The 25,911-nt window shown below is 64.7% G+C and carries 24 protein-coding genes and 1 tRNA gene; 7 read left to right on the top strand and 18 right to left on the bottom strand.

The window, feature by feature from the left end:
- Positions 1 to 56: 56 nt before the first annotated feature.
- The 6 genes from VIR09_RS28100 to VIR09_RS28075 form a co-directional block, all read right to left on the bottom strand.
- Positions 57 to 1,793 carry a GGDEF domain-containing protein gene (locus tag VIR09_RS28100; protein WP_332015849.1) on the bottom strand — a complete coding sequence of 579 codons (1,737 nt, stop codon included), beginning with the start codon at positions 1,791 to 1,793 and terminating at the stop codon, positions 57 to 59.
- A 71-nt stretch (positions 1,794 to 1,864) separates the two neighbouring features.
- Complete coding sequence (locus VIR09_RS28095) at positions 1,865 to 2,194, bottom strand: transposase (protein WP_332015848.1); 330 nt, start codon at positions 2,192 to 2,194, stop codon at positions 1,865 to 1,867.
- Between the two features lie 26 nt (positions 2,195 to 2,220).
- Positions 2,221 to 3,312, bottom strand: a complete 1,092-nt coding sequence (locus tag VIR09_RS28090; RefSeq protein ID WP_332015847.1) for a M14 family metallopeptidase — start codon at positions 3,310 to 3,312, stop codon at positions 2,221 to 2,223.
- Complete coding sequence (locus tag VIR09_RS28085) at positions 3,312 to 4,403, bottom strand: M14 family metallopeptidase (protein WP_332015846.1); 1,092 nt, start codon at positions 4,401 to 4,403, stop codon at positions 3,312 to 3,314. Before VIR09_RS28085 ends, VIR09_RS28090 begins: the two co-directional genes overlap by 1 nt.
- Complete coding sequence (locus tag VIR09_RS28080) at positions 4,403 to 5,749, bottom strand: MFS transporter (RefSeq protein ID WP_332015845.1); 1,347 nt, start codon at positions 5,747 to 5,749, stop codon at positions 4,403 to 4,405. Before VIR09_RS28080 ends, VIR09_RS28085 begins: the two co-directional genes overlap by 1 nt.
- Before the next feature lie 249 nt (positions 5,750 to 5,998).
- A complete protein-coding gene (locus tag VIR09_RS28075) occupies positions 5,999 to 6,535 on the bottom strand; it encodes a hypothetical protein (protein WP_332015844.1) in 537 nt (178 codons plus the stop codon).
- Positions 6,536 to 6,813: 278 nt separating this feature from the next.
- Here VIR09_RS28075 and VIR09_RS28070 point away from each other — a divergent pair, with 278 nt between their 5' ends.
- Positions 6,814 to 7,779, top strand: a complete 966-nt coding sequence (locus VIR09_RS28070; protein WP_332015843.1) for a LysR substrate-binding domain-containing protein — start codon at positions 6,814 to 6,816, stop codon at positions 7,777 to 7,779.
- Between the two features lie 93 nt (positions 7,780 to 7,872).
- Here VIR09_RS28070 and VIR09_RS28065 read toward each other — a convergent pair whose 3' ends face one another.
- From VIR09_RS28065 to VIR09_RS28055, 3 genes are all read right to left on the bottom strand, one after another.
- Positions 7,873 to 8,160 (bottom strand): MSHA biogenesis protein MshH, encoded by a 288-nt coding sequence (locus VIR09_RS28065; RefSeq protein WP_332015842.1) that lies wholly within the window; start codon positions 8,158 to 8,160, stop codon positions 7,873 to 7,875.
- Positions 8,161 to 8,269: 109 nt separating this feature from the next.
- Complete coding sequence (locus VIR09_RS28060) at positions 8,270 to 8,689, bottom strand: hypothetical protein (protein ID WP_332015841.1); 420 nt, start codon at positions 8,687 to 8,689, stop codon at positions 8,270 to 8,272.
- Positions 8,686 to 9,126 carry a transcriptional repressor gene (locus VIR09_RS28055; protein WP_332015840.1) on the bottom strand — a complete coding sequence of 147 codons (441 nt, stop codon included), beginning with the start codon at positions 9,124 to 9,126 and terminating at the stop codon, positions 8,686 to 8,688. Before VIR09_RS28055 ends, VIR09_RS28060 begins: the two co-directional genes overlap by 4 nt.
- 103 nt (positions 9,127 to 9,229) lie before the next feature.
- Between VIR09_RS28055 and VIR09_RS28050 the strand changes: the two genes are divergently transcribed.
- Together VIR09_RS28050 and VIR09_RS28045 are read left to right on the top strand one after the other, a co-directional pair.
- Positions 9,230 to 10,012: an AraC family transcriptional regulator gene (locus VIR09_RS28050; RefSeq protein WP_332015856.1), complete on the top strand. Its 783-nt coding sequence runs from the start codon at positions 9,230 to 9,232 to the stop codon at positions 10,010 to 10,012.
- A 186-nt stretch (positions 10,013 to 10,198) separates the two neighbouring features.
- On the top strand, positions 10,199 to 11,062 hold the full coding sequence (locus VIR09_RS28045; protein ID WP_332015839.1) for an alpha/beta hydrolase: 864 nt from the start codon (positions 10,199 to 10,201) through the stop codon (positions 11,060 to 11,062).
- 11 nt (positions 11,063 to 11,073) lie between these two features.
- Here the strand turns inward: VIR09_RS28045 and VIR09_RS28040 are convergent, their stop codons facing one another.
- Positions 11,074 to 11,535 carry a YkgJ family cysteine cluster protein gene (locus VIR09_RS28040; protein WP_332015838.1) on the bottom strand — a complete coding sequence of 154 codons (462 nt, stop codon included), beginning with the start codon at positions 11,533 to 11,535 and terminating at the stop codon, positions 11,074 to 11,076.
- A gap of 229 nt (positions 11,536 to 11,764) precedes the next feature.
- Here VIR09_RS28040 and VIR09_RS28035 point away from each other — a divergent pair, with 229 nt between their 5' ends.
- On the top strand, positions 11,765 to 12,370 hold the full coding sequence (locus VIR09_RS28035; RefSeq protein ID WP_332015837.1) for a DNA-3-methyladenine glycosylase I: 606 nt from the start codon (positions 11,765 to 11,767) through the stop codon (positions 12,368 to 12,370).
- An 18-nt stretch (positions 12,371 to 12,388) separates the two neighbouring features.
- On the opposite strand, the gene VIR09_RS28030 is transcribed toward VIR09_RS28035, so the two are convergent.
- Complete coding sequence (locus VIR09_RS28030; protein ID WP_332015836.1) at positions 12,389 to 14,311, bottom strand: LTA synthase family protein; 1,923 nt, start codon at positions 14,309 to 14,311, stop codon at positions 12,389 to 12,391.
- 346 nt (positions 14,312 to 14,657) lie between these two features.
- Between VIR09_RS28030 and VIR09_RS28025 the strand changes: the two genes are divergently transcribed.
- A complete protein-coding gene (locus VIR09_RS28025) occupies positions 14,658 to 16,745 on the top strand; it encodes an AsmA family protein (RefSeq protein ID WP_332015835.1) in 2,088 nt (695 codons plus the stop codon).
- Positions 16,746 to 16,750: 5 nt separating this feature from the next.
- Here the strand turns inward: VIR09_RS28025 and VIR09_RS28020 are convergent, their stop codons facing one another.
- Together VIR09_RS28020 and VIR09_RS28015 are read right to left on the bottom strand one after the other, a co-directional pair.
- Positions 16,751 to 18,340: a sensor domain-containing diguanylate cyclase gene (locus VIR09_RS28020; protein ID WP_332015834.1), complete on the bottom strand. Its 1,590-nt coding sequence runs from the start codon at positions 18,338 to 18,340 to the stop codon at positions 16,751 to 16,753.
- An 11-nt stretch (positions 18,341 to 18,351) separates the two neighbouring features.
- Complete coding sequence (locus tag VIR09_RS28015) at positions 18,352 to 18,996, bottom strand: TetR/AcrR family transcriptional regulator (protein WP_332015855.1); 645 nt, start codon at positions 18,994 to 18,996, stop codon at positions 18,352 to 18,354.
- A 115-nt stretch (positions 18,997 to 19,111) separates the two neighbouring features.
- On the opposite strand from VIR09_RS28015, the gene VIR09_RS28010 reads away from it, so the two are divergent.
- A complete protein-coding gene (locus VIR09_RS28010; RefSeq protein WP_332015833.1) occupies positions 19,112 to 19,858 on the top strand; it encodes an SDR family NAD(P)-dependent oxidoreductase in 747 nt (248 codons plus the stop codon).
- Between the two features lie 151 nt (positions 19,859 to 20,009).
- Positions 20,010 to 20,085, top strand: a tRNA-Lys gene (locus VIR09_RS28005).
- 312 nt (positions 20,086 to 20,397) lie between these two features.
- Here VIR09_RS28005 and VIR09_RS28000 read toward each other — a convergent pair.
- The 5 genes from VIR09_RS28000 to VIR09_RS27980 all read right to left on the bottom strand — a co-directional run.
- The gene (locus tag VIR09_RS28000) at positions 20,398 to 20,778 is read right to left on the bottom strand and encodes a RidA family protein (protein ID WP_332015832.1); all 381 of its coding nucleotides are present in this window, start codon (positions 20,776 to 20,778) and stop codon (positions 20,398 to 20,400) included.
- Positions 20,779 to 20,884: 106 nt separating this feature from the next.
- Positions 20,885 to 21,868, bottom strand: a complete 984-nt coding sequence (locus tag VIR09_RS27995) for a PDR/VanB family oxidoreductase (RefSeq protein WP_332015831.1) — start codon at positions 21,866 to 21,868, stop codon at positions 20,885 to 20,887.
- Positions 21,869 to 21,993: 125 nt separating this feature from the next.
- Positions 21,994 to 23,325, bottom strand: a complete 1,332-nt coding sequence (locus VIR09_RS27990; RefSeq protein ID WP_332015830.1) for a Rieske 2Fe-2S domain-containing protein — start codon at positions 23,323 to 23,325, stop codon at positions 21,994 to 21,996.
- 40 nt (positions 23,326 to 23,365) lie between these two features.
- Positions 23,366 to 24,568 (bottom strand): Gfo/Idh/MocA family oxidoreductase, encoded by a 1,203-nt coding sequence (locus VIR09_RS27985; RefSeq protein ID WP_332015829.1) that lies wholly within the window; start codon positions 24,566 to 24,568, stop codon positions 23,366 to 23,368.
- A gap of 167 nt (positions 24,569 to 24,735) precedes the next feature.
- Positions 24,736 to 25,911, bottom strand: a 1,176-nt coding sequence (locus VIR09_RS27980) for a gamma-glutamyltransferase (RefSeq protein WP_332015828.1), incomplete at its 5' end; no start/stop codon positions are given.

Raw genomic sequence — 25,911 nt, 5'->3', positions numbered from 1 at the left:
TTGTGGCGATCCGCAGATCGGGAGCGGCGCTGTGCACGCGCAGCTTTGCGTAGGGCTCAGGCGTCGTCGGATTGCGTGATGACGCAATTGCGGCCGGAGGCCTTGGCGCGATAGAGCAGTTCGTCCGCCTGCTTCAGTAGCGCGTCGATATCGTGGATTTCATCCGCGTGCGCGCAGACGACTCCAAAACTGCTGGTGATCGAATCTATGGTCCTGCCGTCCAACGGCACAGCCAGGCGTTCGATGCGGCGCCGCATGCTTTGCGCCATTGCGCTGGCCTGCGCCGAGCTGCGGACGGTGCACAGCACCGCGAATTCCTCTCCGCCGATTCGCGCCACGATGTCGGAGCGGCGCCACGTCTGGTGGCATGCCTGCGCCACGGCCACCAGAACATTGTCGCCGCCTGCGTGGCCGTAGGAATCGTTGATGCGCTTGAAATGATCGATGTCAAAGACGATCAGGGTCAGCATCTGTCCAGGTTCATCCAGGCTGGCGCATAAGGCTTCGGCACGCGCGTGAAACGCGCGCCGATTGAGCAAGCCCGTGAGGAAGTCCGTCTCCGCCAGCGCCGCCAGATCGGCGATGAGCCGTTCACGCTCATGCTCCGCGCGAGACTTGGCGATGGCGTTGTCCTTCAATGTCTGGATGGCATCGAACAGGCTGCGGACTTCCTTGCGATAGCCGGCGGCAGAGATCGGCGCGGGGGCGTTGTCGTTGAGGGAGTTTATGATTTCGGTGGCCACGACGAATGGGCGTATCAGACGCCAGCGGAACTTGGTGAATCCCCAGGTGGCGGCCAGCAGCAGCACGATCGCGACCGTGGTGGTTGTGACCAGTTCCGTCAGCGCATTGACGCGTTGGCGCTCCAGCAGCTTGCGCAACACGTTCAGCACTTCATCGCGGAAGTCGACAATGGATTGCATCAGTGGAACATAACGTTCCTGCGTGCCGGCTTCCGGGGGCGGCGAGTCGGCGGTTGCTGGCGGAGCGTGGCGTAGCGCCGAAATGTACTCCAGGCCTGTGCCAAAGTATTCATACTGGACCCGCGGATACGCTCGGGTTTCAAGGTCCGCATGAGTCGAAAGCTGTACTTCGAGCAGCGCGCGCAGTTGGGCGACGCGGCCCAGTTGTTGCTCGATGCGTTGCGCTTCCTCGTCGCTAAGAGGACGGCGCTGAACTTGGGCAGGCATGAAGGCGGACCCCAGCAGGCCGGCCTGTTCGCGCAGGCCCGCCGCAAGCAGGGCAATGGTCATGAGGCCGGGGCTTTCGACTTCATTGCGGATCACAACGGCAGAGTTATCGAGTGCGGTCTCCTCCAGCGCGGGGATGAGTCCGGCCATGATCACCACCACGTCGTTCAGTTCCTGGGCACTGATCAGTGCACGTCGCCTGGCAATCAATTGATCTGCCAAGGCGCGGTTTTGGGCCAAGGTTCGCGCGATATGCTGGATCGTGCCCCGGGCGTCCCGGCAGCCGTCGCAGTTACGGGTCTGGTGCAGCTCCAGCAGTTCGGCGATTCTGCCGTCGCTGGCGCTGCGAGCGAGTTGCAACTCCTGCTGCCTGGCCTCGGATACGGGCTGGCCCTCTATCAGCGCGGCATTCATCGACCCGCGCTCCATCAGGACGGCAGCCATCGCGTCCAGCGTGCCCTGGACGACGCACAGGCTTGACGTGGCATCGCGCGCCGCCGCATGGGCGTGCCAGCTATGGATCAGTTGGATGCCGATCAGTGCACTGACCGGGATCAGCACGCCGATGACATATGCAACCGTGTAGCGATTCAGGGATTTCAAAAGAACAGTGCAGACGAAGAGATTTCAACGCGCCGGAGGCGTAGCGGAGGATGCGCTGCGTCGCATGCGCCCTAGTCCCTTGCCCCGAGCGTGTCTTGCAGTATTACCTTGTTCAGCGCCAGGATGGCGATCAAGCGCTCAAGACGATTGCACTCGCTTTCGAGCCTGTTCAACAGTTTCAGCTCGTAGGTTGCCAGCCCGTCGTAATGCGCTTTCCAGGCATGGAAAGTCGCTTCGCTCACACCCATGCGCGCGCAGATGTCGGATATCGGCGCGCCCAGCGTTGCCTGCTTCAGCGCGTGTCTGATCTGTTCTTCCGTAAAGCCCGACCGGTCCATGTGATGCACCTCCGTGTCTTGAGATGAAGCCAACATCTTCCGGGCCGCGAGGACGGGAAGCACTGGCGCAATCCTTTCGGTTTTCTGTATCAAGCTACCTGCAGGCCGCACAGCGCCTGCAGCACCGCCACCCGGGTCTGCCCCAGCACCATCCCATGCCAGTTCGCCTCGTTGCAATAGAACGCGTCCAGCGTGGTTTGCAGAATGGTCCGTTGTAATTCTTTGGGGGCCTCGGGATGCGCGTGCAGCCAGTTTCGGCCGCATAGTGCATGCACCATGGCGTCGAAACGCACGGCCCCGAACACGATGGCCATCGAGGTCGGGAGGGACAATGGGCAGGCTTGATAAATCAGATCGGCGAGCTGGCCTGAGATATCGACCGACACCGAGCTTCCCTGGTAGGGGACAGTGATGTCGCTACCCCACCATTGGCGCGCGCGAGTGACTTCGGCATCGTCGCGCCGGCCGGCATAGAGCTTTTCGCCATGGCCGCGGGGCCCCCACCCGGTATGTACGTCGATCCAGCCGATATGGGTACGCGTGCGCGCATGCTCGTGCAGGATGCGGCGCAGGTTCAACAGCGATGCCGCCGGGCGGTCGCCGCCGTAGAACAGGCCATCGGCGTGCGTGTACTGGCCGCGTGACACGGCCTGTGCGAAAGCGGACTGGCCGTGTTCGGCGATGTACTGAGCGATCAATTGCTGGTTGGATGGCGTGGGAGGCCATTCCTCGGGCAGCAGCAGATCGTGTATCCGGGCGTACTCCGGGTTCATGGGCAGCGGCCGTCCATCGAAGGGCAGTCCGTTGCGGTTCAGGTCGATATTGTATTCATCGGTGCGCGCGAGCCACGAATAGCCGTAAGGATTGACCGCGTGCACCAGCAGCAAGGCCACGCCGGCCTGGCGTGCCCGGCTCAGCATGACGCTGTCGTCCAGCAGCGCCAGTTGACAGCCCGAGCCGCAGAATCCTTCCACTCCCAACACCGCGGAAGTCATGATGAGGAGTCGGTCGGCGTCGGGATCGCCAATGTAGGCGACGTCGGTGGCTAGCGCTTCGCCTTCGCTGCCTGCGTGGTCGATGCCATACGAGTGGAATGAGTCGGCGAGTGGCCTGGCGGCGAGCGCAAAGCGCTCGCGCGCCTGGGCATAGCTGCGGGAGAAGTAGCTGGCGCTGGTTCGCATCAAGCCTCCTGCAGACCGGAAAGCGCCTGCAGGATGGCGACGCGGCTCTGGCCCAGAATCATGCCGTGCCAGTCGGCGGCGTTGCTGTAGAACGCATCCAGCGTGGCGTTCAGAATGGCGTCGCGCTTGGCGTCGTCGGCCTCAGGATGCGCGAGCAGCCAGTTGCGACCGCGGAGCGCTTCGATCATGGCGTCGAAGGGTAGGGTGCCGAATTCCAGCGCCATCAGTGTGTGCAGGGCGTCCGGGCATGTCTGGTAGATCAGGCCCGCCAACTGGCCGGTGATGTCCGCGGATGCAGAGCTGCCTTCGTAGGGAACAGCGATATCGCTGCCCCACCATTGGCGCGCGCGCGCGACCGCGGCTGCGTCGCGGCGCCCCGCGTATATTTTTTCGCCATGTCCGCGGGGGCCCAAGCCTGTGTGCACGTCGATCCAGCCAATATGCTTGCTGCGGCTGCCGTGCTGTTGCAGGATATGGCGCAGATTCAGCAGTGATGCGGTGAGGTGCGTGCCGCCGTAGAACAGCCCGTCGGCGTGCGTGTACTGTCCACGCGTCACGACTTGCGCAAACGCCGCCGGGCCATGTTCGGCGATATAGGCATCGATCCGGGCGATGTTTGAAACGGTGGGGGGCCATTGCGCAGGCAGCAGCAGCTCATGTACTTCTGCATACCCGGCGTTCTGGGGCAGGGGCCGCCCGTCGAAGGACTGGTCATTGCGGTTCAGGTCGACATTGTCTTCGTTGGTGCGCGCCAACCAGGAGAATCCATAAGGGTTGACGGCGTGCACGAGCAGCAAGGCCACGCCGGCCCTGCGGGCACGCTCCAGCATGGCGCCATCGTCCAGCAGGGCCAGTTGACAGCCCGAACCGCAGAAGCCCTCCACACCGTGCGTGGCGGAGGTCATGATCAACAGCCGCTCCGCGTCCGCGGGACCGATCAGCGCGACGTCGGTCGCCAGGGCTTCGCCTGCGCGGCCGGCAGGTGCGATGACATAGGATTGAAACTGCGTGGCCAGAGGTTTGGCCGCCAGCACGAAACGGTGGCGCGCTTCTTCGTAGCTGCGGGAAAAGTAGCTGGAACCGTACTGCATTAGGCCTCCTGGCCGTCGATGTCGTCATGGGTGCGGTCTTCAATCCAGAACAGCACTACCGTGGAAAGGGCTATGGCCACCATCAGGAACCAAGCCGGCGCCATGGCGTTTCCGGTCACGTGAAGTAGCCAGGTCACGAAGAATTGCGCGAAGCCGCCGAACACTGAGATGCCCAGTCCATACACCACCGACATGCCGGTCGTGCGCACGGCCTTGGGGAAGAGCTCAGGAAGCATCGTGAATGCGGGCGCCGATTGCAGCGCCACCAGCAGCGCGAACAGGGCGACGAGCAGCATCAGCCGCTCGGTACTGGGCGCGGCCATCAGCCATTGGAAGCAGGGGAGCAGGACGATCAGGGTTGCGAGGCGGGACCAGAAGATCACGCGCTTGCGGCCGTATCGATCAGCAAGCTTGCCGACGAACGGAGCAATCAGGAAGCCGACCGCGCCGAACACGACACTGGCCGACAGCGTGGACGTGGCCGGCAAGCCCAGTTCCCGGTTGGCGTACGCTGGCATGTAGAAGCTGAGGATCTGCGTACTGACCATGCCGCCGATCAACAGCAGAATGCCCTTCAGTATGGTGAGCTTGTACTCGGCAAAGATGCGGCGCAACGGCTGGTGAGGGACGGCACGGTGCGGTGCCGCAGGCTGGGATCTGCCAGAGTCCGGGGGCGAACTCGTTAGCGTTTCCTCGAGGTTGCGGCGGATGTAGGCGCCCACGGGCACGGTCAGGATGCCGATCACGAACGGTACCCGCCAGCCCCAGGCCTGCATCTGCTCCGTGGTCAGCCCCATGGTCAGCAGCGTTACGACCAGCGCTCCAAGCATTACGCCCAGCGACTGGCTGCCAAACTGCCAGCTGGAATAGAAGGCACGCTTGCCGCGCGGCGCGTGTTCGACCAGCAGGGTGGTCGAGGCTCCGACCTCGCCGCCGGCGGCGAAGCCTTGGATCAGACGGGCCAGCACCATCATGACCGGACCGGCCATGCCCATTTGCGCATAGGTGGGGGCCACGGCGATCAGTGCGCAGCCCAGGCCCATCATCCACAGCGTGAGCGTCATGGCTGCGCGGCGGCCGTGGCGATCGGCATAGGAGCCGATCAACATGCCGCCCACCGGGCGCATCAGGAAACCCACGCCGAAGGTGGCGGTGGTCAACAGCAATTGGCCGTAGCCCGATGCGGCCGGAAAGAACAGCGGGCCGAGCACCAGCATCAGGAAAGTGAAAACGGTGAAGTCGAAGAACTCGAGTGCGTTGCCGATAGTGGTACCGGCGATGACGCGCCGGCGCATGGACGGCGTATGTAATGCGTTGGGCGCAGCTGCTGCGATTGCGATAGACATGGTTTCCCCTGGTGTCTGTTTGAGGAGGGGCCGATCCGTGGTTCCGGGCCTTGGGCCTCTCCCCGAAGGGCACTATACGGATGCCCTTAGATAAGAAAAAGACAGAAAATTTGTTTTGGTGAACACATTTTCATGTAGTGCTGACCCCCTTTTTTTGCACTGATTCGACCTGATGTCGTTGGCAGTCATGGATGGACTGGGCGTCGGCTTGCATTGCATATGTCTCGGGCTGCTTGGGCCGGGTGGCTGTCAGGTGGCCGTGGCCTGCGGCTGGCCTTGCAGCGTCCATTCCCGCTGCAACTTGTCGTCGCGCAGATGGTCGCGCGGGCGAGTCTGGGGCATGGCCATGAAGGTGTCGGAGGTGACGGCGCCGATGCCCTGGAGTTCCTTGTACGCGGTTGACTCTTGCCAGGCGACAGCAGCCTGGGGATCAGGCCTATGGGTAATCAAAAAATGGAAAGCGCCACAGGCTTCAGGCGTGAAATTGTTGGGGCCGATAAATTGGTACGGGCGGGCTTCGTACTCACCGGTCAGGGTTCCCAACGGGGATGCGCCAACATCGGCCCTACAGGTCAGGATTTCTTTCAAGGCGCGGAGCTGCGCGTCGGAAAGAGGGTTGGGAACGGTCAGCCGTCGTACGCACGGATTTTGGGAAGCGTTCAGGCGGCATCGTGAATGCAGGTGCCGACTCGAGTGCGTTGCCGATGGTGGTGCCGGCGATGACCCGCCGGCGCATGGCGGCGGGTGGAGCGCGCCGGATGCGGCGGCAGCGATTGCGATAGACATGGTGTCCCCTCGTGTCTGTTAAGAGGGGCCGGTCCGTGGTTCCGGGCCTTCGACTCCTCTTCGAGGGCACTATAAGGACGCCTGGGAATAAGAAAAAGACAGAATTTAGGTTCTGATGAATACTTTTTTTTATAGGGTAAATTACCCAGGAAACTCAGCGCAGATACCTGAGCGGCATGTATTTAGGCGCCATACGGTTGCCATTTCATGAAAATGACAGAAATCGGGAGCCGCGATCTGTTTTTTTATATCTCTACAAATCCGCCGGAGCCGAACGCATGAACCTACGCCAATTGCGCGCCTTCACGCTGATTGCCGAGCATGGCAGCATTCGCGCCGCGGCACGCGCCCTCGCCGTAACCCAGCCCGCGGCGACACGCAGCTTGCGCGAGCTGGAACAGAGCGTGGGAGTCGAGCTGGTGCGCCGCAGCGTCAAGGGCGTGGAGCTGACTACCTACGGGGAAGCGCTGTACAAGCGGGCCATCGTCATCATGCAGGAGACCCGCCGGGCTCGCGAGGAAATCGGACAGATGCGCGATGGCGAAGGCGGCACGTTGAACTTGGCCGTAAGTTCAGCGGCGCTGGTGGTCGTGCCGGACGCGCTGGTCGCTTTTCGCGCACGCATGCCGCGCGTGGCGGTTTCGTTCAATGAAGTCGCGCCGCCCTATAGCCACGAGCAGCTCGAGTTGGGCCGCTACGATTTTCTCGTGCAAACGGAGTACGACGGAGAGATCAGCGACGGTTTCGCGCACCGTCCGTTGTTCACGCTGCCGCTCGCGGTCGGCGCGCGTCTTGGTCACCCCTTGCGCAAGGCCCGCAGCCTGGCTGAACTGCACGACGCGCCTTGGCTGGTGCCAGGCAACTCGGAAGCGCCTGCAAACCTGTTGAGGATGGCCTTCGCCGCGCACGGCTTGTCCCTGCCGCGCGACACCATATCTTGTCATTCGGTGGCGGTTGCGTTGGCCATCATGGCCAAAAGCGATGCGCTGGGAATCTTCGTGCGCCCGTTGTTCGAGCACGATCTCCTGCCGTCGAACATGCGCATGATGGCATTGGCGCACGAGCTGCCCTCTGCCCGCATCTCGATCCTGGCGCGGAAGGAATCGCCGCCGACGCCAGCCGCCGAGTGCTTCATCGATTGCCTGATCGCCACCCGGGACGCCATGATCGCCTCTGGCAAGGAAGGGGGGGCGGTGCGGAAGAATCCGGTCTTCACGGATCCTGCAGGACTGGCTCGTCCATGATGGCGGCCGACATGCAGGGCGCGAGTCAGCGTGGCGCTCAGCGCGTGGAAATCATCGGGGGAGGGCGCTGACGACGGGATCAGGCGGGAAGTTTCAGGACAGGGTGCGCGCCGGCATGGCTGACAGATCGTGCAGGCTCAGGCCGCAGCTGCGCGCGCGCTCCGACATCAATTCGCTGTGGGCCAGGGCACGCCTGCTTTCCTCCAGCAGCACGTCGAGCTGTTCCTGCAGGCTGGCCGCCATGGTCCAGGCGCGCTCGGCGAACAGGGCCGAGAAGCTGTCGGCGCAAGCCCTGCAGATGGCCGCGCCATTCTTTTCGAGCAGCGGGGCGCCTTGCGCAAGCGTCGATTGGCAAAAAATGCAGGCGAGAGCGCGATTCATGCAGGGCAGCCGGTCCTGAGGTTGGAGGGGCGCGCTACCCGGCGGGTACCAGCGCCATCACATCAATGGACTACGGCGCTGGCGGCCAACTCTTAAATCGGCAGGTCCGTTAATCCACGATGAAGCCCCCCGGACCCGATTGGCCCAGCAATTCACGGGCGCATTGCGCCGCCTGGCCGACGGTGGCTACGGCCAGGAATGGCATGCCGAAGGCATGGGTCATTTTTTCGCTGCGCTTGCGGATCTTGTCCAGCGCCTCGGCGTTGCTCTCCACGGCGATGAACGCGCGGCAGCGCGCCTTCAGGCGCGGCATGTTGGCGGTCTGCCATTCGATCATGGCCTTACGGTCCGCCTGGCCGGCTTCCTGCCGCATGTCGGGCACGACCATGACGAAGCTCTGGGGGTTGTCCACCAGCATCTCCATTTCGCGTATCCAGCTGGCGGAATAGCCGTCGGGCGCGCCGCCATGCCTGGAAGTGACAATGGGAAACTGGGACAGGTCATGGAAGAAAAACTGTTCTTGGTTCATTCGAATTCTCCGTGAGGATGGGCGGCAGCGTCTTTGCTGCAGCCGCAATGGCCGTAAAGCACCAGGCTGTAGGAGTCCAGCAGGAAGCCGCTGCGCTTGGCGATCTTCCTGACCAATTGGCCCATGGCCGGGTCGCTGGACTCCAGGATCCGTCCGCAATCGGTGCAGACCAGGTGGTCGTGGTGTCCCTTGTCATTCAGCTCGTACACCGTGGTGTGGGCGTCGAGCTGAGTACGTTTGAGCAGGCCGGCGCCTTCAAGTTGCGTGATGACGCGATAAACCGTGGCCAGGCCGATGTTGCTGCTGTCCGAGAGCAGGCTGCGGTATATGTCGGCCGGGCTCATGTGCAGGCCGGCGTGTTGATAGAAGAGATCCAGGATCTTCATGCGCGGGAAGGTGGCCTTGATGCCGGCATGGCGCAGTCTTGAGTGGTCCATGGGGGTTCTCCTTGCGGGGCTGATATCCAGGTGAGAATGATGTACATTTCCAATTGGATCCGCTCGCCGGAAACCGTCAACCTGTAGCTCAAACTTGCCAACCATGCTTCACGTGGCCGTTGCGCCCCCCCTGCCGGATGTATTGCTGACGCCGTTCAGCGTCCACGGGCGACGCGAATCCAAAGGTATCGACGTGCCCTCTCATGTCCATGACGAGGGCATGCTGGTGCTGGTGCACGAGGGGCTGGTGGTGGTGCAGGCGGGCGCCCAGGTCTGGACGGTGATGCCGGGCAGCCTGGGCTGGATTCCCCCGGGCGTGCAGCATGGCGCGCGCTGGTTCGGCGAGGCGCGCGGCTCGTTCCTGTATGTGCGTCGCGATGCCTGCGGGCGCCTGCCGGACCGCTGCCGCTCCTGGCCGGCGTCCAGGTTGATCGAAGCCCTGATGGACCGCTTTACCTCGGTCCAGCCGAACACCGTGTTGTCTCCCGCCTACCAGGAGCAGTTGTTCGACGTGCTGCTGGAAGAGCTCAAGCAGCGCGAGCATGAGCCCGTGCTGCTGCCGATGCCCGTCGACGCGCGCTTGCAGGATCTTGCCAATACGCTGTTGGACCGGCCCGACGACACCGCTGGCATCGACGAATGGGCGCAGCGGCTGAACATGTCCTCGCGCACGCTGATGCGCCGTTTCCGCCAGGAAACCGGCGTCACGCTGGGACAGTGGCGCCAGCAGGCCCGCCTGTTGCGCGCCCTGGAGCTGCTGTGCCGCGGCGGCTCGGTCACCGAAGCCGGCCTGTCGGTGGGCTACGAGAGCACCAGCGCTTTCATCGGCAGCTTCCGCGCCGCATTCGGCATGACGCCCACGCGCTACCTGGCCGAACGCGAGTAGCGCGGCCCTCGCGGCGGGCTTTACGGATCTTCACGGTTCTCCGACAGTTTTGCCGATCTTCCCAGGCACCCCTTGCCTAGTATGACGCCAGGGTCGGACAGGCCTTTTTGTCCTGCCCGCCATGCATCAGGGGTGTTTCATGAATGACTTGTTTTTCCTTCCGTTGCCGCCGGCCAGGAGCGAGCCGTGAGCCAGCAACGCGTCGGCGCGCTGCTCATCCACGGCTTGGGCGGCACCGAATTCGACATGGGCGCCATGCACAAGGTGCTGGCGCGCGCCGGGATCGAGCCCCATGGCGTGACCTTGCCCGGCCATGCCGGCTGTCCGGAAGACCTGCTGGATGTGAGGGTCGAGGACTGGATGGAAGTGGTCACGCAGCGCTATCGCGAACTTTGCGCGCAATACGAGGTGCTGCACGTCATCGGCATGTGCCTGGGCGCCCTGCTGGCGGTGGAACTGTGCAAGCGTGAATCGCACAGGCGGGGCGCGCTGGTGTCGCTGTCCGCGCCGGTATTCCTGGACGGATGGAGCACGCCCTGGTATCGGGCCTTGCGTTACCTGGTGTACCGCCTGCCGGGCGTGCCGCGCCGGATGCGGGTGCGCGAAGAGGACCCGTACGGTGTGAAGAGCGAGTTGGTGCGCGCTTTCATCAAGGCGGGCTTTGCTCGCGGCGACGGCTTCCATTATCAGTGGGTGCCGCTGGCTTGCGTGCGCCAGGTGGACCGGCTGCGCGGCATGGTTCAGCGGGGGCTGGAGCGCATGCGCTGTCCCACCTTGATCATGCACGCGGAAGAGGATGAGCTGACCAGTCCGCGTTCAGCCCATTTCCTGGGACGGCGCATTCCGGAGGCGACGGTGGTGATGCTGCAGGACAGCTATCACATGATCTGTGTGGACCAGGAACGCGAGCGCGTGATGCGCAACGTCCTGGGGTTTTTGGGCAAGGACCCGGACATCGTCCGGATGCGCAGACGCTCGCGCTTGCCTGACGCCGATACCCATCCGGCGCCGGCCATGCTGGCGCAAACCAGCCATTCCTGCGCGGGCTGAAAGCTGCCGCCTCAGGCCGCGGCGGGCTGGTTGGGGTGCATGGGGCCTTGCGGATCGTTCTCGGCGTCTGGCCTCGGGGGTACCGGGGACAGCCCCAGCGCCAGCCGCAGACGTTGGCAATCGGGGTTGGGCGAGCCGTCCGGCATCCAGATGTCGAATTCCCGACAGGGCGTGGGGCGGTTTTCGTAGATGGCGCAATGGATGCCGGGCTGGCCGAGTTCGCCGCGTAGCGAGATGCAGCGGCCGCCGCCGGTTTCCGTGCCCTTCATGCAGGCGCGCAACGGGCTCATCTGGGTGACCAGTTCCACCGGCACCTGGCCGCCGTTTTCGCCGGCCAGTTCGCCGCAATAGAACGACACCCTGAAATGCGCGCAGCATGCCCCGCAGTCCAGACAGGGGTTGGCGGCCGGGTCGTCGCCTGCCAGCACGGCGGGGGAGACGAAGGAGACGAGCGAGGACTCTAGCAGGGTCATGGAGCGCGGAAGGCTGAAAACCTGTCCAGGCCCCGGCAAGCTCGCAAAACGGGCCGCGTGAGGCAGGCCCCCGTACAGCGCCGGGACGCGCGTGGACAGGGCCGGCGCGGGATCAGGGCTGCAAATATTAGCGGGATATGATCGGCGGCCGCCATGATTTTTTTGCTCTTTTATCGGGGACGTTGCTGCGGTAGCATCGGTAGCCCCGATAGCGGCCAGGAGCCTGCCCTTGAACGCCAAAACCGAATCCCCCGACGGCCTGGTCCGTTGCGGCTGGGTGGACACGTCCGCCGAATACATGGCCTACCACGACACCGAGTGGGGCTACCCCGAGGGCGGTGACCGTGCGCTGTTCGAGCAGCTCTGCCTGGAGGGATTCCAGTCGGGCTTGAGCTGGCGCACCATCCTGTCCAAGCGCGACGCGTTCCGCCGCGGCTTCGCCAATTTCGAGCCCGCCAAGGTGGCGCGCTTCGGCGAAAAAGAAGTGTTGAGGCTGCTGGCCGACGCCGGCATCGTGCGCCATCGCGGCAAAATCGAAGCCGTCATCAACAATGCCGCCCGCGCGCTGGAGATGATCGAGCGTGAGGGCTCGTTGGGCGCCTACCTTTGGCGCTTCGAGGCGCCAAAGGGGGCGCCGTCCACGCGTGGCGCCTCGACCTCGGCGCAATCCGAGGCCCTGTCCAAGGCGCTGAAGAAGCTGGGCTGGAAGTTCGTCGGGCCCACCACGGTCTACGCCTTCATGCAATCAGTCGGCATGGTGAATGACCACAGCCCCGATTGCCATTGCCACGCCGCCAGCGAAAAGGCCCGCAAGGCGTTCAAGCGGCCAGCGTAGCGGCCGCCGGGCGGGGGGTCAGGCGACGGGTTTTTCGCCGGAGCCGGACGATTCGGCAGCCTGCCCCGGCAGGCTGTAGCGGCCTTCGCGATAGGCCCAGCTGGGCCACAGCGCATGCGCCAGCGCCTCGGCGGCCAGGTCCGGATCCAGCGGCATGGGCGCGTATTCCTCGGGCGCGGTATAGCGGTATTGCAGCGGCGTCTTGTTGGGCGCCATCACCAGCAGCTCGTTTTCCTTCAGGTAGCCATAGGTGCTGTCGTATTGCATGATGGCCCGGCCCGGCGTGCTGCGGGTCAGGTCGTGGCCGATCATCGGGTGCTCGGTGTCCACGCCTATCAGCGACAGCAGGGTCGGCGCCAGGTCGATCTGGCTGATCAGGCGGTCGTCGCGCCGCGGCTCGATGCCGGCGCCCAGGATCACGGCCGGAATGTGGAAGTGGCGCACGGGCACCAGGCTGGCGCCGAAGACGCGGGAATCATGGTCGGCGGCGATCAGGAACACGGTGTTTTCCCAGTACGGCGAAGCCTTGGCGCGTTCGAAGAACCGGCCCAAAGCCCAGTCAGCGTAGCGCACGGTATTTTCCACGGTGGCCGGGTTGCCGTCGGTCTGGATGCGGCCCGCCGGATATTCCCAGGGCGAATGATTGGACACGCTGAAAGCCAGCGTGAAGGTAGGCTGGTCGCCGTCTTCGCGCAGCAGCCGGTCCAGCTGGTTGAACATGTCCTCGTCCGAGGCGCCCCAGGTGCCGACGAAGGCCGGATCCACGAAGTCGGAGCGGTCCACGATCTGCTTGAAGCCGTTGCCCAGGAAGAAGCCCTTCATATTGTCGAAGTGCGATTCGCCGCCATAGATGAAGCGCGAGTGGTAGCCGTGGCGTCCGAGCAGGTCGGCCAGCGAGAAGAAGCCGCGCTGTGAACGCGGCAGCTTCAGCACCGCCTGGGCAGGGGTGGGCAGAAAGCCCGTGACCACCGCTTCCAGTCCGCGCACCGAGCGGGTGCCCGTGGCGTAGGCGCGGGTGAAGGTCCAGGCCTCGCGCGCCAGGGCGTCGAGTTCGGGCGTCAGATCCGTGCCACCCAGGCCGGCGCAATACTGCGCGCCCAGGCTTTCTTCCAGGATGATTACCAGGTTGAGCGGCCGCGCCGTCTTGCGGGTGGCCGGCTGGCGGTGCAGGCTGGGGTAGTCCGCATTGGCAGGCGGGTTGGGCAGGCCGGCCCGTGCCAGCACCAGCCCGTGCATCTTGTCGTCGTCCATGCCGCCGTACACGGCCGAGGCGGATTTTTCGTTCTTCATGCTGTAGACGGCGTAGAACACGTTGTAGAGCGAGTTCAGCGCCAGCGTGTTGAGCATGCCGTCCGAGCTATAGGCGACCGAGGACGGGTTGATCGGACGGTGGCCCAGCGTGCCGCGGATGGCCAGGATGACGATGGCCAGGATGGCCAGGCTGGCCAGCGGCATCTGCCACCAGCTCAGCGGCGCGTCTGGCTGCGCGTGGCCGAACAGGCCGTAGGCGCCCCAGCCGATCAGCGCCACGACGGCCAGGCCGCCCACCAGCGCACCCTTGTAGCCGCGCCAGAGCATGCCGGAGACTTCGCGGGGGTGCTTCAGGTATTCGACGAACAGGCGGTTGGGGCGCGAGTCGTATTCGATGATGAAGGGCGGCGTGGCCACTTCCAGGAAGGCCAGCAGGATGAACGCGACCAGGTACCAGTAGCCGGCCAGGGTGGCGGCCAGCGGAAAGTGGCCGAACAACGGCGACAGCACTGCCGGCAGCGCTGCCAGCACGGCGATCTGGTGCGCGTCGATGCGCAGCCCGCCCAGCAGCAGGGGGATCAGCCCGCCGGCATCGCGCACGCGCTTGGACTGCCAGGCGGCCAGCGCCAGGCGGCTCAGCGTCAGCAGCGCAAATGCCGCCACCACGAAAATCAAGGTCGAATGCCGCATCGGGCCTCCAGGTTGTTCTGCTGCCCGGCCCGATGGGCCGGGGGCTGTCGTTTGAGCATTTGAGCGCTGCCGGCGTCGAAAATTCGCCAGACGCCGGTGCCCGGGTCACATTTCGCAGCGCGGAGCCATTTCGTTATGTAACTGGCCGCTGCGGGGCCAGGCACGCGGCATGCTGCGCAAACCCCGGCCGATGCGTGCCGCGCGGCGTCGCCCGGAGCGCCGGGCCAGGAAAAATCCGCACACATTATGGGGCCGGAAAGCCTGGCTGGCGGCGCGGGCCGCGATACCCTTGGAGCTAACGAGGGCTGTCAGCGGTACGACGGCCACAATGCCAAGGATAATAACCATGACGCGCTCAGGAAAAATAGCGATCGGGATTGTAGGGGGAGCGGCGCTCCTCGTGGCGATACTGGTGGTAGTGATCGCCACCTTCGACTGGAATCGCGCCAAGCCCTATATCAACGAGCGGGCCAGCGCCGCAATCGGACGTCCCTTTGCCATCAATGGCGATCTCAGCGTTGAATGGGCGCGCGAGCCCGACGAGGGCGGCTGGCGCGCCTGGGTGCCATGGCCGCACATCGTCGCCAACGATATTTCCGTAGGCAATACGCCTTGGGCCAAGGCGCCCCAGTTCGCGACGCTCAAGCGTGGGGAATTCAGCCTGGCGCCTCTGCCGCTGCTGCGCCAGCGCGTCGTCATCCGCCGCATCCAGCTGACCGAACCCGCCGCCGACCTGGAGCGGCTGGCCGATGGTCGCGCCAACTGGGAGTTCACTCTGCCCGAAACCGGCGAGCCTTCCCCCTGGGTGCTGGACATCAACGAGATCGGCTTCGACAAGGGCCGTGTGGGGCTGGTGGACGAGGTCCTCAAGGCAGACCTGACCGTGCTGGTGGATCCGCTGGGCAAGCCGGTGCCGTTCGCGGATGTGGCCGGTGCGTCCTTCGCGGCGGAAGAGGGCGGCGGCGCGCCGTCGCCGCGCGACTATGTGTTCGGCTGGAAGGTGGATGGCAAGTACAAGGGCCTGGCGACCAAGGGCGAAGGCAAGGTCGGCGGCATGCTGGCCCTGCAGGACGCCAAGCAACCCTTTCCGGTGCAGGCGGACGTGGCCATCGGCGGCACCAGGGCGTCGGTGGCCGGCACCCTGACCGATCCGGTCAACCTCGGCGCGCTGGACCTGCGGCTGAAGCTGGCGGGCGCGTCCATGGCGCAGTTGTATCCGCTGACCGGGGTCACCCTGCCGGACACGCCGCCGTATTCCACCGACGGCCATCTGGTGGCCAAGCTGCGCAATCCCGGCGGCGCGCTGTTCGACTACAAGGGCTTCAACGGCAAGGTGGGCAACAGCGATCTGCACGGCGACATCACTTTCGCGCTGGGCATGCCCCGGCCCAAGCTGACCGGCAAGCTTTCGTCCAAGCAGTTGCGCATGGAGGACCTGGGGCCGCTGATCGGCGTGCCGTCGGGCAAGGTCGCGGGCGCGGAAGCGGACAAGGCCAAGGACGCGCCGGCCAAGCCCAAGGGCGGCAAGGTGCTGCCTACCCAGGCCTTCCGTACCGACCGCTGGCGCGACATGGACGCCGACGTCTCGCTGGATGCCGGCCGCATCGTGCACGACAGCAAGCTGCCGCTGTCGGACCTGTCCGTGCATCTGGTGTTGCAGGACGGCAAGCTGGCCCTGGAACCGCTGCGTTTCGGGATGGCCGGGGGCAACATCAACTCCACCATACGCCTGGACGGCTCCGGCTCGACCCTGACCGGGCGCGTCGACATCAGCGCGCGCCGCTTGCGGCTCAAGCAGCTGTTCCCCACGACCGCGGCCATGCAGAAGACGCTGGGCGAGCTGAATGGCGACATGGCGGTGAGCGGCGCGGGGAACTCCGTGGCCGGCTTGCTGGGCACGGCGACCGGCGACGTGAAGATGCTGGTCAACGACGGCGTGATCAGCCGCAGCCTGATGGAGATTGCGGGGCTCAATGTGGGCAACTACGTCGTCTCCAAGCTGTTCGGCGACGACGAGGTGAAGATCAATTGCGGCGCGGCCGATCTGCAGATGAAGAACGGCGTGATGACGCCGCGGGTGTTCGTGTTCGATACCGAGAACGCCCTGATCAGCATCACTGGCACTGCCGACTTCAAGAACGAGAAGCTGGACATGGACATTACGCCGGACAGCAAGGGCTTCCGCATCTTCTCGCTGCGCTCCCCCTTGTACGTCCGCGGCACCTTCGGCTCGCCGGATGTGGGCGTGCACGTGCTGCCCCTGGCAGCGCGCGGCGCGGGCATGGTCGCCTTGGGGGTGTTGCTGACGCCGGCCGCCGGTCTGTTGGCGCTGGTGGCGCCCAGCACCACGGACGAGAACGCCTGCGGCCCCTTGCTTGAACAGATGCGCAAGCCGCCCAAGGCGCCCGCGCCGGCATCGGCGAAGGGCAAGTAGGAGATTCAGCCCGGCGACGCCATGCGCGAGCCGGCCTGGATGTTGTCGTCCGCGACGCAGACGGCGTTGCGGCCATGGTTCTTGGCGTAATAGAGGGCCTGGTCGGCGCGTTGCAGGACGGCGTCCAGCGTCGCGCCGTGTTCCGGGTAGGCAGCGACGCCGGCCGAAATGGTGAGTGGAATGGCGATGACGCCAGGCTCGGCTGCTATGCGCAGGCGCAGCCGTTCCACCAGACCGATCGCGGCCTCCAGCGGCGCGCCGGGCAGCAGCATGACGAACTCTTCGCCGCCGGCGCGCGCAAGTGTGTCGCCGCTGCGCGACCCCTCGCTCATCAGTTGCGCCAACGCCTGCAGCGCGCGGTCGCCTGCCGCGTGACCGTAGCGGTCGTTGATGTTCTTGAAGTGGTCGATATCGATGGCCACGATCGCCACCGGCTGGCCCTCGGCCTGCAGCAGCGCCAGCGCCTCATCCAGGCCGCGCCGGTTCAAAAGGCCGGTCAAGGTGTCGGTGGTGGTCTCGCGGCGCAGGTCGCGGATCTTGTGGTGGATCGAGGCCAGTCCCATCAACAGCGCGCGCTTGAGTTGCGCGGCTTCGAAGTACCACGAGCGCACATGGCGGATGCGTTCCGCCGAGTCCGGGTCTTGCATGTGCTTGGCGATCCTGGCCAACTCGCCCAGCGGCCGGGCAATCCAGCGCGACAGCAGCCAGATGGACGCGACCGAAAGCAACAGCAGCGGCAAAGTGTGGCGGGCCGTCGCCAGGAGCAGATCGCTCAAGGGCTGCAAGGTGGCGTCCACGGGGCGCTGCGCGATGATGCTCCAACCCATGCTGGGCACGGGCGCATAGCCCGCCAGCATCTCGCGGCCGTGTTCGTCGGCGTAGTGCATCTCGCCGGTTTCGCCGCGCAGGGCCGAGGCGAAGGCGCCGAGGTCGGGCACGGTCCGCCCCAGTCGGCTGCGGTCGGGGTGATAGATCAACGCCCCATTGCGATCGACGACGTACAGCGATGATTCGCCAAGATAGAAGTGCTGGCCCAGCAGATGGTCCAGCACGTTGTGCTCATGCAGGTAGAGCGTACCGCCGAGAAAACCGAGATAGCGGTCGTCATCCGAGAAAATCGGATGCGTGTACAGGATCATCCAGCGGTTGTTGCGACCCACGAAGGGGGCGCTGACGGTAGGGCGCTGGGTGGTCAGCGCATTCCTGGCGGCGTCGCTGCGCGCCTGTTGGCCCAGCAATTCATGGTCCGAGGTCGAGGCTGCCAGCACCTTGCCTTGCGGCGACACGACAAAGGTGGAATTGAAGTGGCCGAGCTGCAGTTCCTGCCGTTGCGTCTCGGCCGCCATGTGTTCCGGATGGGTTTCCATGTCGGCCAGCATTTCGGCGCTGTACCGGAGGTAGCGCCGCAGGTCGGTCAGGAACACGTCGGTGGCGGAAGCCAGCTTGGAGGCATAGGCCCGGTTGAGTTCCAGCGCGTTGTGCAGCAGGAGGTCGCGCTGCACCAGATAGCTGGCGTGCAGGCTGCCCGCCAGCGCCAGGACGACCGAAAAGAGGCAGATCCACAGGATGAGACGCCGCAGATCGATCCGGAACATGAGGCTATCCGTCAGGCGCGGACCCGGCCCGGCGGCAAGCCGGAGGGAGGCGTGCTCCCGGTCAGCGCATCCCAGGCGCACATTGCCTGTCTGGCCACGGCTTGCAAGGTCTTGCGGGTGGCGCCGTCGCGCGCCTGGATCGACATGCCATGCAGCACGGTGGTGTAGAAGGCGGCCAGGCTCTTGAGGTCGGCGCTGGCCGGCAGCTCTCCATCGGATGCGCCGGCATTGAGGCGGGCCAGGATGCGGTTCTGCATTTCCCGGCGGTTGTCGCCGAGGAAGTCGCCCACGCCGGTCTGATTCATGCAGCCTGCCGGCGCGCCCAGCACGATCATGCAGCCAGACGGCGTGCCGGGAGCGGTGAAGCGTTCCGCCGATGCCAGCAGCATGGATTGGATGGCTTCGCGGGCAGTGGGCGCATCTTGCAGCGCGCGCCTCGCCGCGCCACCCTCCGTCTCGCGGTAGAGCTCCACCGCTTCGCGGAACAGTCCTTCCTTTGAGCCGAATGCGCCATAGAGGCTGGGCGAATTGATGCCCATCGCCGCCGTGAGGTCGGTCAGCGATGCTCCGTCATATCCCTTCGACCAGAAGACGTCCATGGCCTTGTGCAAGGCCTGGGCCCGGTCGAAGTTCCTGGGGCGACCACGTTCTGCCATGCGCATGATTTTACCCGTCAGGGATTTTTGTGGTGATTGATAAAAAAATAGTTGACGAGTATCGGTTGGCTCGGCGAATATATTTGTACTGATCACTACAAATATAGGTAAAGCAATGTCGAATCTGACTGGAAAAGTTGCCTTGGTCACCGGCGGGAGCCGGGGTATCGGCGCCGCCATCGTGCGCCGCCTCGCGGCCGATGGGGCCGACGTGGCCTTCTCTTACGTGAGCGCTTCCTCGGCCGCCGCCGCGCAGGCACTGGTGCGCGAACTGTCCGTGGACGGGCGCCGCGCGCTGGCCATCCAGGCGGACGCCGCGGATGCAGCCGCAGTCCGCGGCGCAGTCGAACGGACCATTGCCGAACTGGGGCCCATCGACGTGCTGGTCAACAATGCTGGCATCTTTCTCACCGGCGCGATCGGCGAGACCAGCCTGGACGATTACGAGCGCACCATGGACATCAACGTGCGCGCGCCTTTCGTCGCCATCCAGGCGGCGCAGGCGTCCATGCCCGACGGCGGCCGCATCATCAACATCGGCAGCTGCCTGGCAGGCCGCGCGGGTCGCGCCGGCGTCGCGCTGTATGCCGCCAGCAAGTCCGCGCTGGTCGGCCTGACCCAGGGCCTGGCGCGCGACCTGGGCGCACGCGGCATCACCGCCAACGTGGTGCACCCCGGCCCGATCGACACCGACATGAATCCCGCCGACGGCGCGCATGCGGCTGACCTGGTGGCCGTGCTGTCCTTGCCGCACTATGGCGAAGCCCGCGACATCGCCGGCATGGTGGCGTTCCTGGCCGGGCCGGAAGGGCGCTACGTCACGGGCGCGAGCCTGTCGGTGGACGGCGGCTACGCCGCCTGATGCGGCCTGCCTGAAAGTTTTTTCGGGGCGACTTGCACAAACCCAAAAAGCTGCATATAATCTTGCTTCTTCGCACTACACACATAACGAAGCGCAGCGGCAGCGGATTAAAAAACGCGCAGCAAAGCGGACGAAACTGAGTGAAGTTGCAGGGCTGTTAGCTCAGTTGGTAGAGCAGCGGACTCTTAATCCGTAGGTCGAGTGTTCGAGCCACTCACAGCCCACCAGAATTCTCTAGTAGTATCAAGCGCAAAGCCCACCGGTAACGGTGGGCTTTTTGCTTTCAGGGGGTTTTGACCGCACTTTTGCCAGCGCTGAGCCGGCCGGTGACGACGTCGTCGAAGCCTACCGCCTCTATATCCAAACTCCAACCTGTACACCGCCGCACTCAATGAGTGGAGTTGGCTCTTGTGCACGTGATGAAGGATATGAGGCGACCGTCGCCGCGAGAAGGCCCTGAATGCAGACTGGTGCTCCGTGGCGGGTGCTTTGCTGGCCGGATGAAAAAGGCCGACGTTGCGTCGGCCTCGGGCTGCGGCTTACGCTTCAGCGGTGCACTCGATTTCCAGCAGGAACAGCGGGTTGCCCATCGCTGCCTCGATCGTGGTGCGGGCCGGGTAGTTTCCGTCCGGGAAGTAGCTGCGGTAGATCTCGTTCATACGCGCGAAATCGCTGGCATTCTTCAGGATGACATTGGCCTTCACGATTTTGTCCAGGCTTGAGCCTGCCGCTTCCAGCAGGGCTTTCACGTTGGCCATCACCTGATGCATCTGGGTATCGAAGTCGTTTTCGGCGATCTGGCGATCGTCGAAGAAGGCCGGTTGGCCTGACACGAACACAAATCCGTTCGAACGCACCGCAGGAGACAGGGGGGCGAGAGGGGGCGTCACTTTGTCAGAACGAATGATTTCCTTGGTCATGATTATCTCCTTGGGAATAGGTAGTTGGGGTACTGCAGGTCTTGGAGGCGCTATTGCGCCGTGGCGCTGGATTTCTTCACCATTCCGGAAGCGTTGGCCGGTGCGTTTACAGGTCGAGTACAAGGCGGTTCGATTTGGCCCCGGAGCAGCAAATCATCATGCGATCGTTTTTCTGCCGCTCTTCCTTGCTCAGGATGAGATCGCGGTGATCAGGCGTGCCTTCGAGGACGCGGACTTCGCAGCTGCCGCAGACGCCTTCCATGCAGGAATACGGGACGTCGACGCCCATTTTCATCACGGTGTCGAGTATGGTTGCGCCGGGAGGGACTGCGGCGCGCTTTTGAGTCCGGTTCAAAACGATCTCGAATCCGCCTTCGACGGCAGGAGCCTCGGTCGCGCTGAAGTATTCCGCGTGGACGCGCTCGGGCGCCAGGTGAGCGGTGGCGGCCTCGAAATCGGCCAGCATGCCTTGTGGGCCGCAGCAATAGAAGTCGGCGTCGTTGCGGCTGTCGGCAATGAGTTGCCGCAAGTCGAGCGGGGGGCGGCCGGGCTGTTCCGCGGCGAAATAAAAGCGGACCCTGGGCTGTAGCGCGAGCAGGCGCGCGGCGAATGCGGCATGCTCGCGGTCGAGGGCGGCGTAGTGCAGCTCCCAGGAGCATCCAAGCTGTTCCAGCCGGCGAACCATGCTGTAGATCGGCGTGATGCCGATGCCGCCGGCGATCAGGACGGAGTGCCTGGCGTCTTCGCGCAGGCTGAAGTTGTTGCGGGGGCCGCCGATGGCGATGTCCTGGCCGACTCGCAGTTCCGCGTGGATGTAGCGGGACCCCCCACGGCCCGAGGCTTCGTGCTTGACCGCGACGAGATAGCGGCCCTGGTCGCCTGGCGCGTTCACAGTGGAGTAGCTGCGCGTCAATCCGTTGGGCAGGTGAAGGTCGATGTGGGCGCCGGGCTCGACGGCGGGAAACTGCTGCTCCGGGACGGGGCGGATATCCAGAAGATAGATGCCTTCGGCTTCCAGCTCGATCGAATGGATGCGCGCCTGGAGCTTGACGGCCGATGCGGCTTGCGGCTTCGGGTTGCTCATAGCCATGGGAGCGTCTCCTGTTGCCTCGCTGAGAGTCTTTGGGGAATGTTGCATGGGCGTGGCCGTATGGCGTGATTGCCGGCTGGTGCAGACGCATGCCTGCACCACCGAGGGAGTGCGCTTTCCGGAGATCAGGTCGCGGTTGTCGTGAGGGGCGTCAGGTAGTCGGCATGCTGCTGCATGAATTCGTCGAAGTCGGCGATGGGCGACAGTTTGGCGATCCCGCGCACGCCATAGCTGTCGGCATTGGCCACCGCCGCCGGTTCAATGCCCTGATCCAGGTCTTTGACCAGGCGCATCAGCATGCGCCGCGCGGCCATGATGGGCAGGTCGGATTTGACCAGCCGTTCCTGGGAGCGGTCGACGATGCCGGGGTGGCCGGCCACGCTGAGCATCGATTCCTGCAGGGCGCGGTCCTGTTCGTTGACCCCGAGAATCCCGGTGAAGCTGGTGGTCCGCTGCAGGTCGCGATCGATGAGAAAGTCGTTTTCGATGTTGGCCTGGGGCAGATAGGTGTCGATGACGTACCCATGAGGGAGCCGGAACGTGCCTTTGTCGGAGCGGGGCGGGAAGCGTTCGCCGGCCGCCACTTCGGCCAGGGTTTCAGGGGGCAGGGGACGGTCGGGCGAATAGACATAGCCGAAGCCGGTCGTCGTGTAGTCGTCGATCGGCACCCAGGCGCGGCCGGCCAGAATGGGGTCGTTGATGGAGCGCGGCACCGCGCTCCACATGGGCAGCATCCATTGCGTTACGCGCCAGAAGTACTGCCCTTCGTAGTCGCGGCGCGATCCATAGACGAAACCGTAGTCGGTTTCCCTCACGGTGATCTGGGGCGCGCCATCTTGCGCCAGCCGTTGCCAGTCGGGCGAGTGCTTGGTGACGTTGACCCGGCTGTGCAGAAAGCTGATGTGCGAGGTATCGATCTCGCCTTCGGCGGCTTGCAGCCAGTTGCTTCGGTGCAACCAGCGCGAACACTTGACCTGCTCGTCGGGCAGCGAGACCCATTCCATGCCGGGCAGCGCGGGCTGGCGTTCCTTAGGGCCCATGTACACCCAGACCAGTCCGCCGCTTTCCTGGACCGGATAGCTCTTGATGCTGGCCTTCTGCTTGAGTGCAATGAAGTTGTCCGGCGGGACGATGTTGGGGATGTCCACGCATTCGCCGTTCACGTTGAATTTCCAGCCGTGGTAGACGCAGCGCAGGCCACATTCTTCGTTGCGGCCGAAGTACAGCGGCGCGCGCCTGTGGGGGCAATAGGCGTCGACGATGCCGACCCGGCCTTCGCTGTCGCGAAAAGCGATGAGGTCTTCACAGAGGATGCGGATGCGCACCGGCGTGCAGTCGGGGGCCGGCAGTTCGTCGCTGGTCAGCGCGGGCAGCCAGAAGCGGCGGAACAAGTTGCCCATCGGCGTGCCAGGACCGACGGCTGTCAGGATGCGATAAGGGTCTTCGTGCTGGGTCATGACTTATCCTTGGATTGGCGCAATGAAGAGGGCCCGGGTGTCATCGGGCTGGCGAGCTGGGGGTGTCTTGCGGGGGGATGCAGATTTCGCGTCCGGATCTCGACGATTCCAGAATGGCGAGCGAGGCCAGAACGGTATTTCGGCCGAAGGCGGCATCACGCAGCACCGGCTGGGCGCCGATGATGGCGTCGTAAAGTTCGTCTATGGTGTCGCCCTGGCCATAGGCTCCTCGCCCTGCGTGGGCGGGCACCTCGCGCGGACCATCGCTGCCATAGACGGTGACGCCGTCCGGGTTGGGGCGCAGGTCGCCCCGTTCGCAGGTGGCGATGAAGATGCCGAAATGCGGTTGCTTGCGGCTGTCCTCCGTTGCCGCATAGCTTTGCGCCACCGGTCCTCCATAGCCCAGACGTTGTGTCTTCAGGGCCGCTTCCTGCTCGGGGGAGAGCCCGGCGAGGATCTTGCGAGAGCTGCCGTGCTTGGGTTGCTTGGGGCGCCCGCTTTCGGCGATCCAGAACTGCAGTTCGTCGCTGTCGAAGTGGTCGTAGCCGCTGTAGACGAGGGTGGCGAAGACACCATTGGACAGCGTGACGAAGGCGGCGCAATGGCCTTCGGTCGGCCGCCGGGCGTCCAGTTGTCCCGCCGCCGCGCGCACCGAGACGATGGTGGCGTCGGCGATGACCTTGATCACATCCAGCTGATGCGGCAACTGGCTGAAGAGAATGCCGCCACCCTGTGCCGTGTCGAGCTCTTCGGGGCGGCGAGGCCGATAGAGATAGTCGGTGTAGTTCCAGGCGTTGATCATCGCCAGGCGCCCGACCTCGCCGCTCTGGACGATGTCGCGCATGGTTTTCACGACGGGATCGTGGCTGCGTGAGGTGCCCACGACGAGCTGGACCTGGCAGCGCGCGGCGGCCTCGACCATTTTCCGGGCGTCTTCATCGTTCAGCGTCAGCGGCTTCTCGACGATGATGTGCTTGCCGCGTTCGGCGGCCAGGACGACGTGCTCGCAGTGGTATTGATGGGGCGACGCCACGTAGACGGCATCGAGCTCCGTGCCGTCGAGCATTGCCGCCAGATTCTCGTATGTCGGAATTCCGTAGTCCTTGCCGAAGGCGGCGCGGGTATCGGGATTGGGATCGCACGCTGCGACGATCGCCGCTTTCGGGTGCTGCTTCATGGCGGGAGCCATGAGCACGGAACCGGCGAACCCCAGTCCGCAGATGCCAAAGCGTAGTCGTTCCATCGAGTAGTCACTCCTGTGCAAGCGCGGCGTGGAGAGGCGGTTTCCGCCCGCGGGATTTGCCGTGCCCGTTGATCGATCCAGGCTCGCCCTGGCAGCAGCGAACCGGTTAAGTATACGAAATTTAGATTAAGTATACTTTGATTGGAATGGCCGTCAAGGTATTTCGCTTACCAGGCGACGGCGTCGGCTTCGCGACGCAGATCCGCGGCCGCCTCCAGCACGCCTTGCGAGTGCAGGCGCACGGCCTTTATCGAGCCGAAATAGAAGGGGTGCAGGGAATCGGTAGCAACGCTGCAGCCGGCGGTGCGCAGGCGCTCGACCACGAAGGGGGAAAAACCGGGTTCGCACATGATCTGGCCGTCGCGCGCAATGCTCCAGCGCGGCGCGTCGATGGCTTCGGGCAATCGCATGCCGTCGATCATTGCGTTCGAAATGCACTGCACGCCGGTGGTGGTCTGGCTGACGCCGCCGGGTGAAACGGCGAACAGCACTGGCCTGCCCTGGCGGCAGACCATGTAGGGATTGAGGGTGTGCACAGGGCGCTTGCCGGGAGCCAGGCAGTTGTGCCGCGTCGGATCAAGGCTGAATTCGCTTAGCCGGTTATTCATCAGCACGCCCGTGGCGGGGTCGACGCAACCGCTGCCGAAGGGTTGGAAGACGCTCTGCAACATCGCCAGCCCATTTCCCTCGCGATCGACCAGGACGATGCCCGCGGTATCGCCCGGGTCGTCCCGGCGCTGGGGGGGCAATTCGTCGCAAGTGTCGAGTTCCTGCCAGGGCCAGGACGCATCCGGGTTGGCAATGCGATCGTGCAGGGCGGGCAGGATGGCGCGTGCCTGAAGGATCTGCGCCAGGAGCCTGCGATCGCGGTCCTGGTCGAACCCGTCGCGCAGGCGTTGCAGCTGCGCCAACATGAGGGGGGCCACGGAGTTGGGCGGCATGACCGTGGCGCTGAACCTGCCGTAGTCCTGATGGATGGGCTCGCGCCAATCGGCGGTGATGCGTTGCAGATCGTCGGCCAGCAACAGGCCGCCGGTCTCGCTGGCAAAGCGGCACAGCGCCTGGGCCACTGGACCTTGGTAGAAGCCCGCTTCGCCTTGCCCGGCAATGCGGTCCAGCGTTGTGGCTAGCGCTGCCTGGCGCCATGGCGTGCCGGCCTCGCGGTCCGCCGCGCCGAGCAGGAAAGCCGCTTCGAAACCCGGTTGCCGACGTACCTGGGGGTTGGCCAGATGCAGGTTGCGCGCCAGCTCGCTGGAAAAGGGGGCGCCGTCGGCCGCCAGGGCGATGGCGGGCTGCAACAGCGCCGACCAGGGCAGGCGGCCGTGGCGGCGATGGGCCTGGGC

It is taken from the genome of Achromobacter sp. (genome assembly GCF_036567245.1).
Classification (GTDB): Bacteria; Pseudomonadota; Gammaproteobacteria; order Burkholderiales; family Burkholderiaceae_B; genus Achromobacter.
This window is presented reverse-complemented; position numbering and strand designations above follow the sequence as displayed.

Coding starts and splice junctions, on each gene's coding strand:
- VIR09_RS28030 (WP_332015836.1), bottom strand. CDS start 14,311: ATGCGGCATTCGACCTTGATTTTCGTGGTGGCGGCATTTGCGCTGCTG.
- VIR09_RS28080 (WP_332015845.1), bottom strand. CDS start 5,749: ATGTCTATCGCAATCGCAGCAGCTGCGCCCAACGCATTACATACGCCG.
- VIR09_RS27995 (WP_332015831.1), bottom strand. CDS start 21,868: ATGGCTATGAGCAACCCGAAGCCGCAAGCCGCATCGGCCGTCAAGCTC.
- VIR09_RS28060 (WP_332015841.1), bottom strand. CDS start 8,689: ATGAACCAAGAACAGTTTTTCTTCCATGACCTGTCCCAGTTTCCCATT.
- VIR09_RS28050 (WP_332015856.1), top strand. CDS start 9,230: ATGCTTCACGTGGCCGTTGCGCCCCCCCTGCCGGATGTATTGCTGACG.
- VIR09_RS28070 (WP_332015843.1), top strand. CDS start 6,814: ATGAACCTACGCCAATTGCGCGCCTTCACGCTGATTGCCGAGCATGGC.
- VIR09_RS28075 (WP_332015844.1), bottom strand. CDS start 6,535: ATGTCTATCGCAATCGCTGCCGCCGCATCCGGCGCGCTCCACCCGCCG.
- VIR09_RS28010 (WP_332015833.1), top strand. CDS start 19,112: ATGTCGAATCTGACTGGAAAAGTTGCCTTGGTCACCGGCGGGAGCCGG.
- VIR09_RS28020 (WP_332015834.1), bottom strand. CDS start 18,340: ATGTTCCGGATCGATCTGCGGCGTCTCATCCTGTGGATCTGCCTCTTT.
- VIR09_RS27985 (WP_332015829.1), bottom strand. CDS start 24,568: ATGGAACGACTACGCTTTGGCATCTGCGGACTGGGGTTCGCCGGTTCC.
- VIR09_RS28085 (WP_332015846.1), bottom strand. CDS start 4,403: ATGCAGTACGGTTCCAGCTACTTTTCCCGCAGCTACGAAGAAGCGCGC.
- VIR09_RS27990 (WP_332015830.1), bottom strand. CDS start 23,325: ATGACCCAGCACGAAGACCCTTATCGCATCCTGACAGCCGTCGGTCCT.
- VIR09_RS28055 (WP_332015840.1), bottom strand. CDS start 9,126: ATGGACCACTCAAGACTGCGCCATGCCGGCATCAAGGCCACCTTCCCG.
- VIR09_RS28000 (WP_332015832.1), bottom strand. CDS start 20,778: ATGACCAAGGAAATCATTCGTTCTGACAAAGTGACGCCCCCTCTCGCC.
- VIR09_RS28040 (WP_332015838.1), bottom strand. CDS start 11,535: ATGACCCTGCTAGAGTCCTCGCTCGTCTCCTTCGTCTCCCCCGCCGTG.
- VIR09_RS28015 (WP_332015855.1), bottom strand. CDS start 18,996: ATGGCAGAACGTGGTCGCCCCAGGAACTTCGACCGGGCCCAGGCCTTG.
- VIR09_RS28025 (WP_332015835.1), top strand. CDS start 14,658: ATGACGCGCTCAGGAAAAATAGCGATCGGGATTGTAGGGGGAGCGGCG.
- VIR09_RS28065 (WP_332015842.1), bottom strand. CDS start 8,160: ATGAATCGCGCTCTCGCCTGCATTTTTTGCCAATCGACGCTTGCGCAA.
- VIR09_RS28090 (WP_332015847.1), bottom strand. CDS start 3,312: ATGCGAACCAGCGCCAGCTACTTCTCCCGCAGCTATGCCCAGGCGCGC.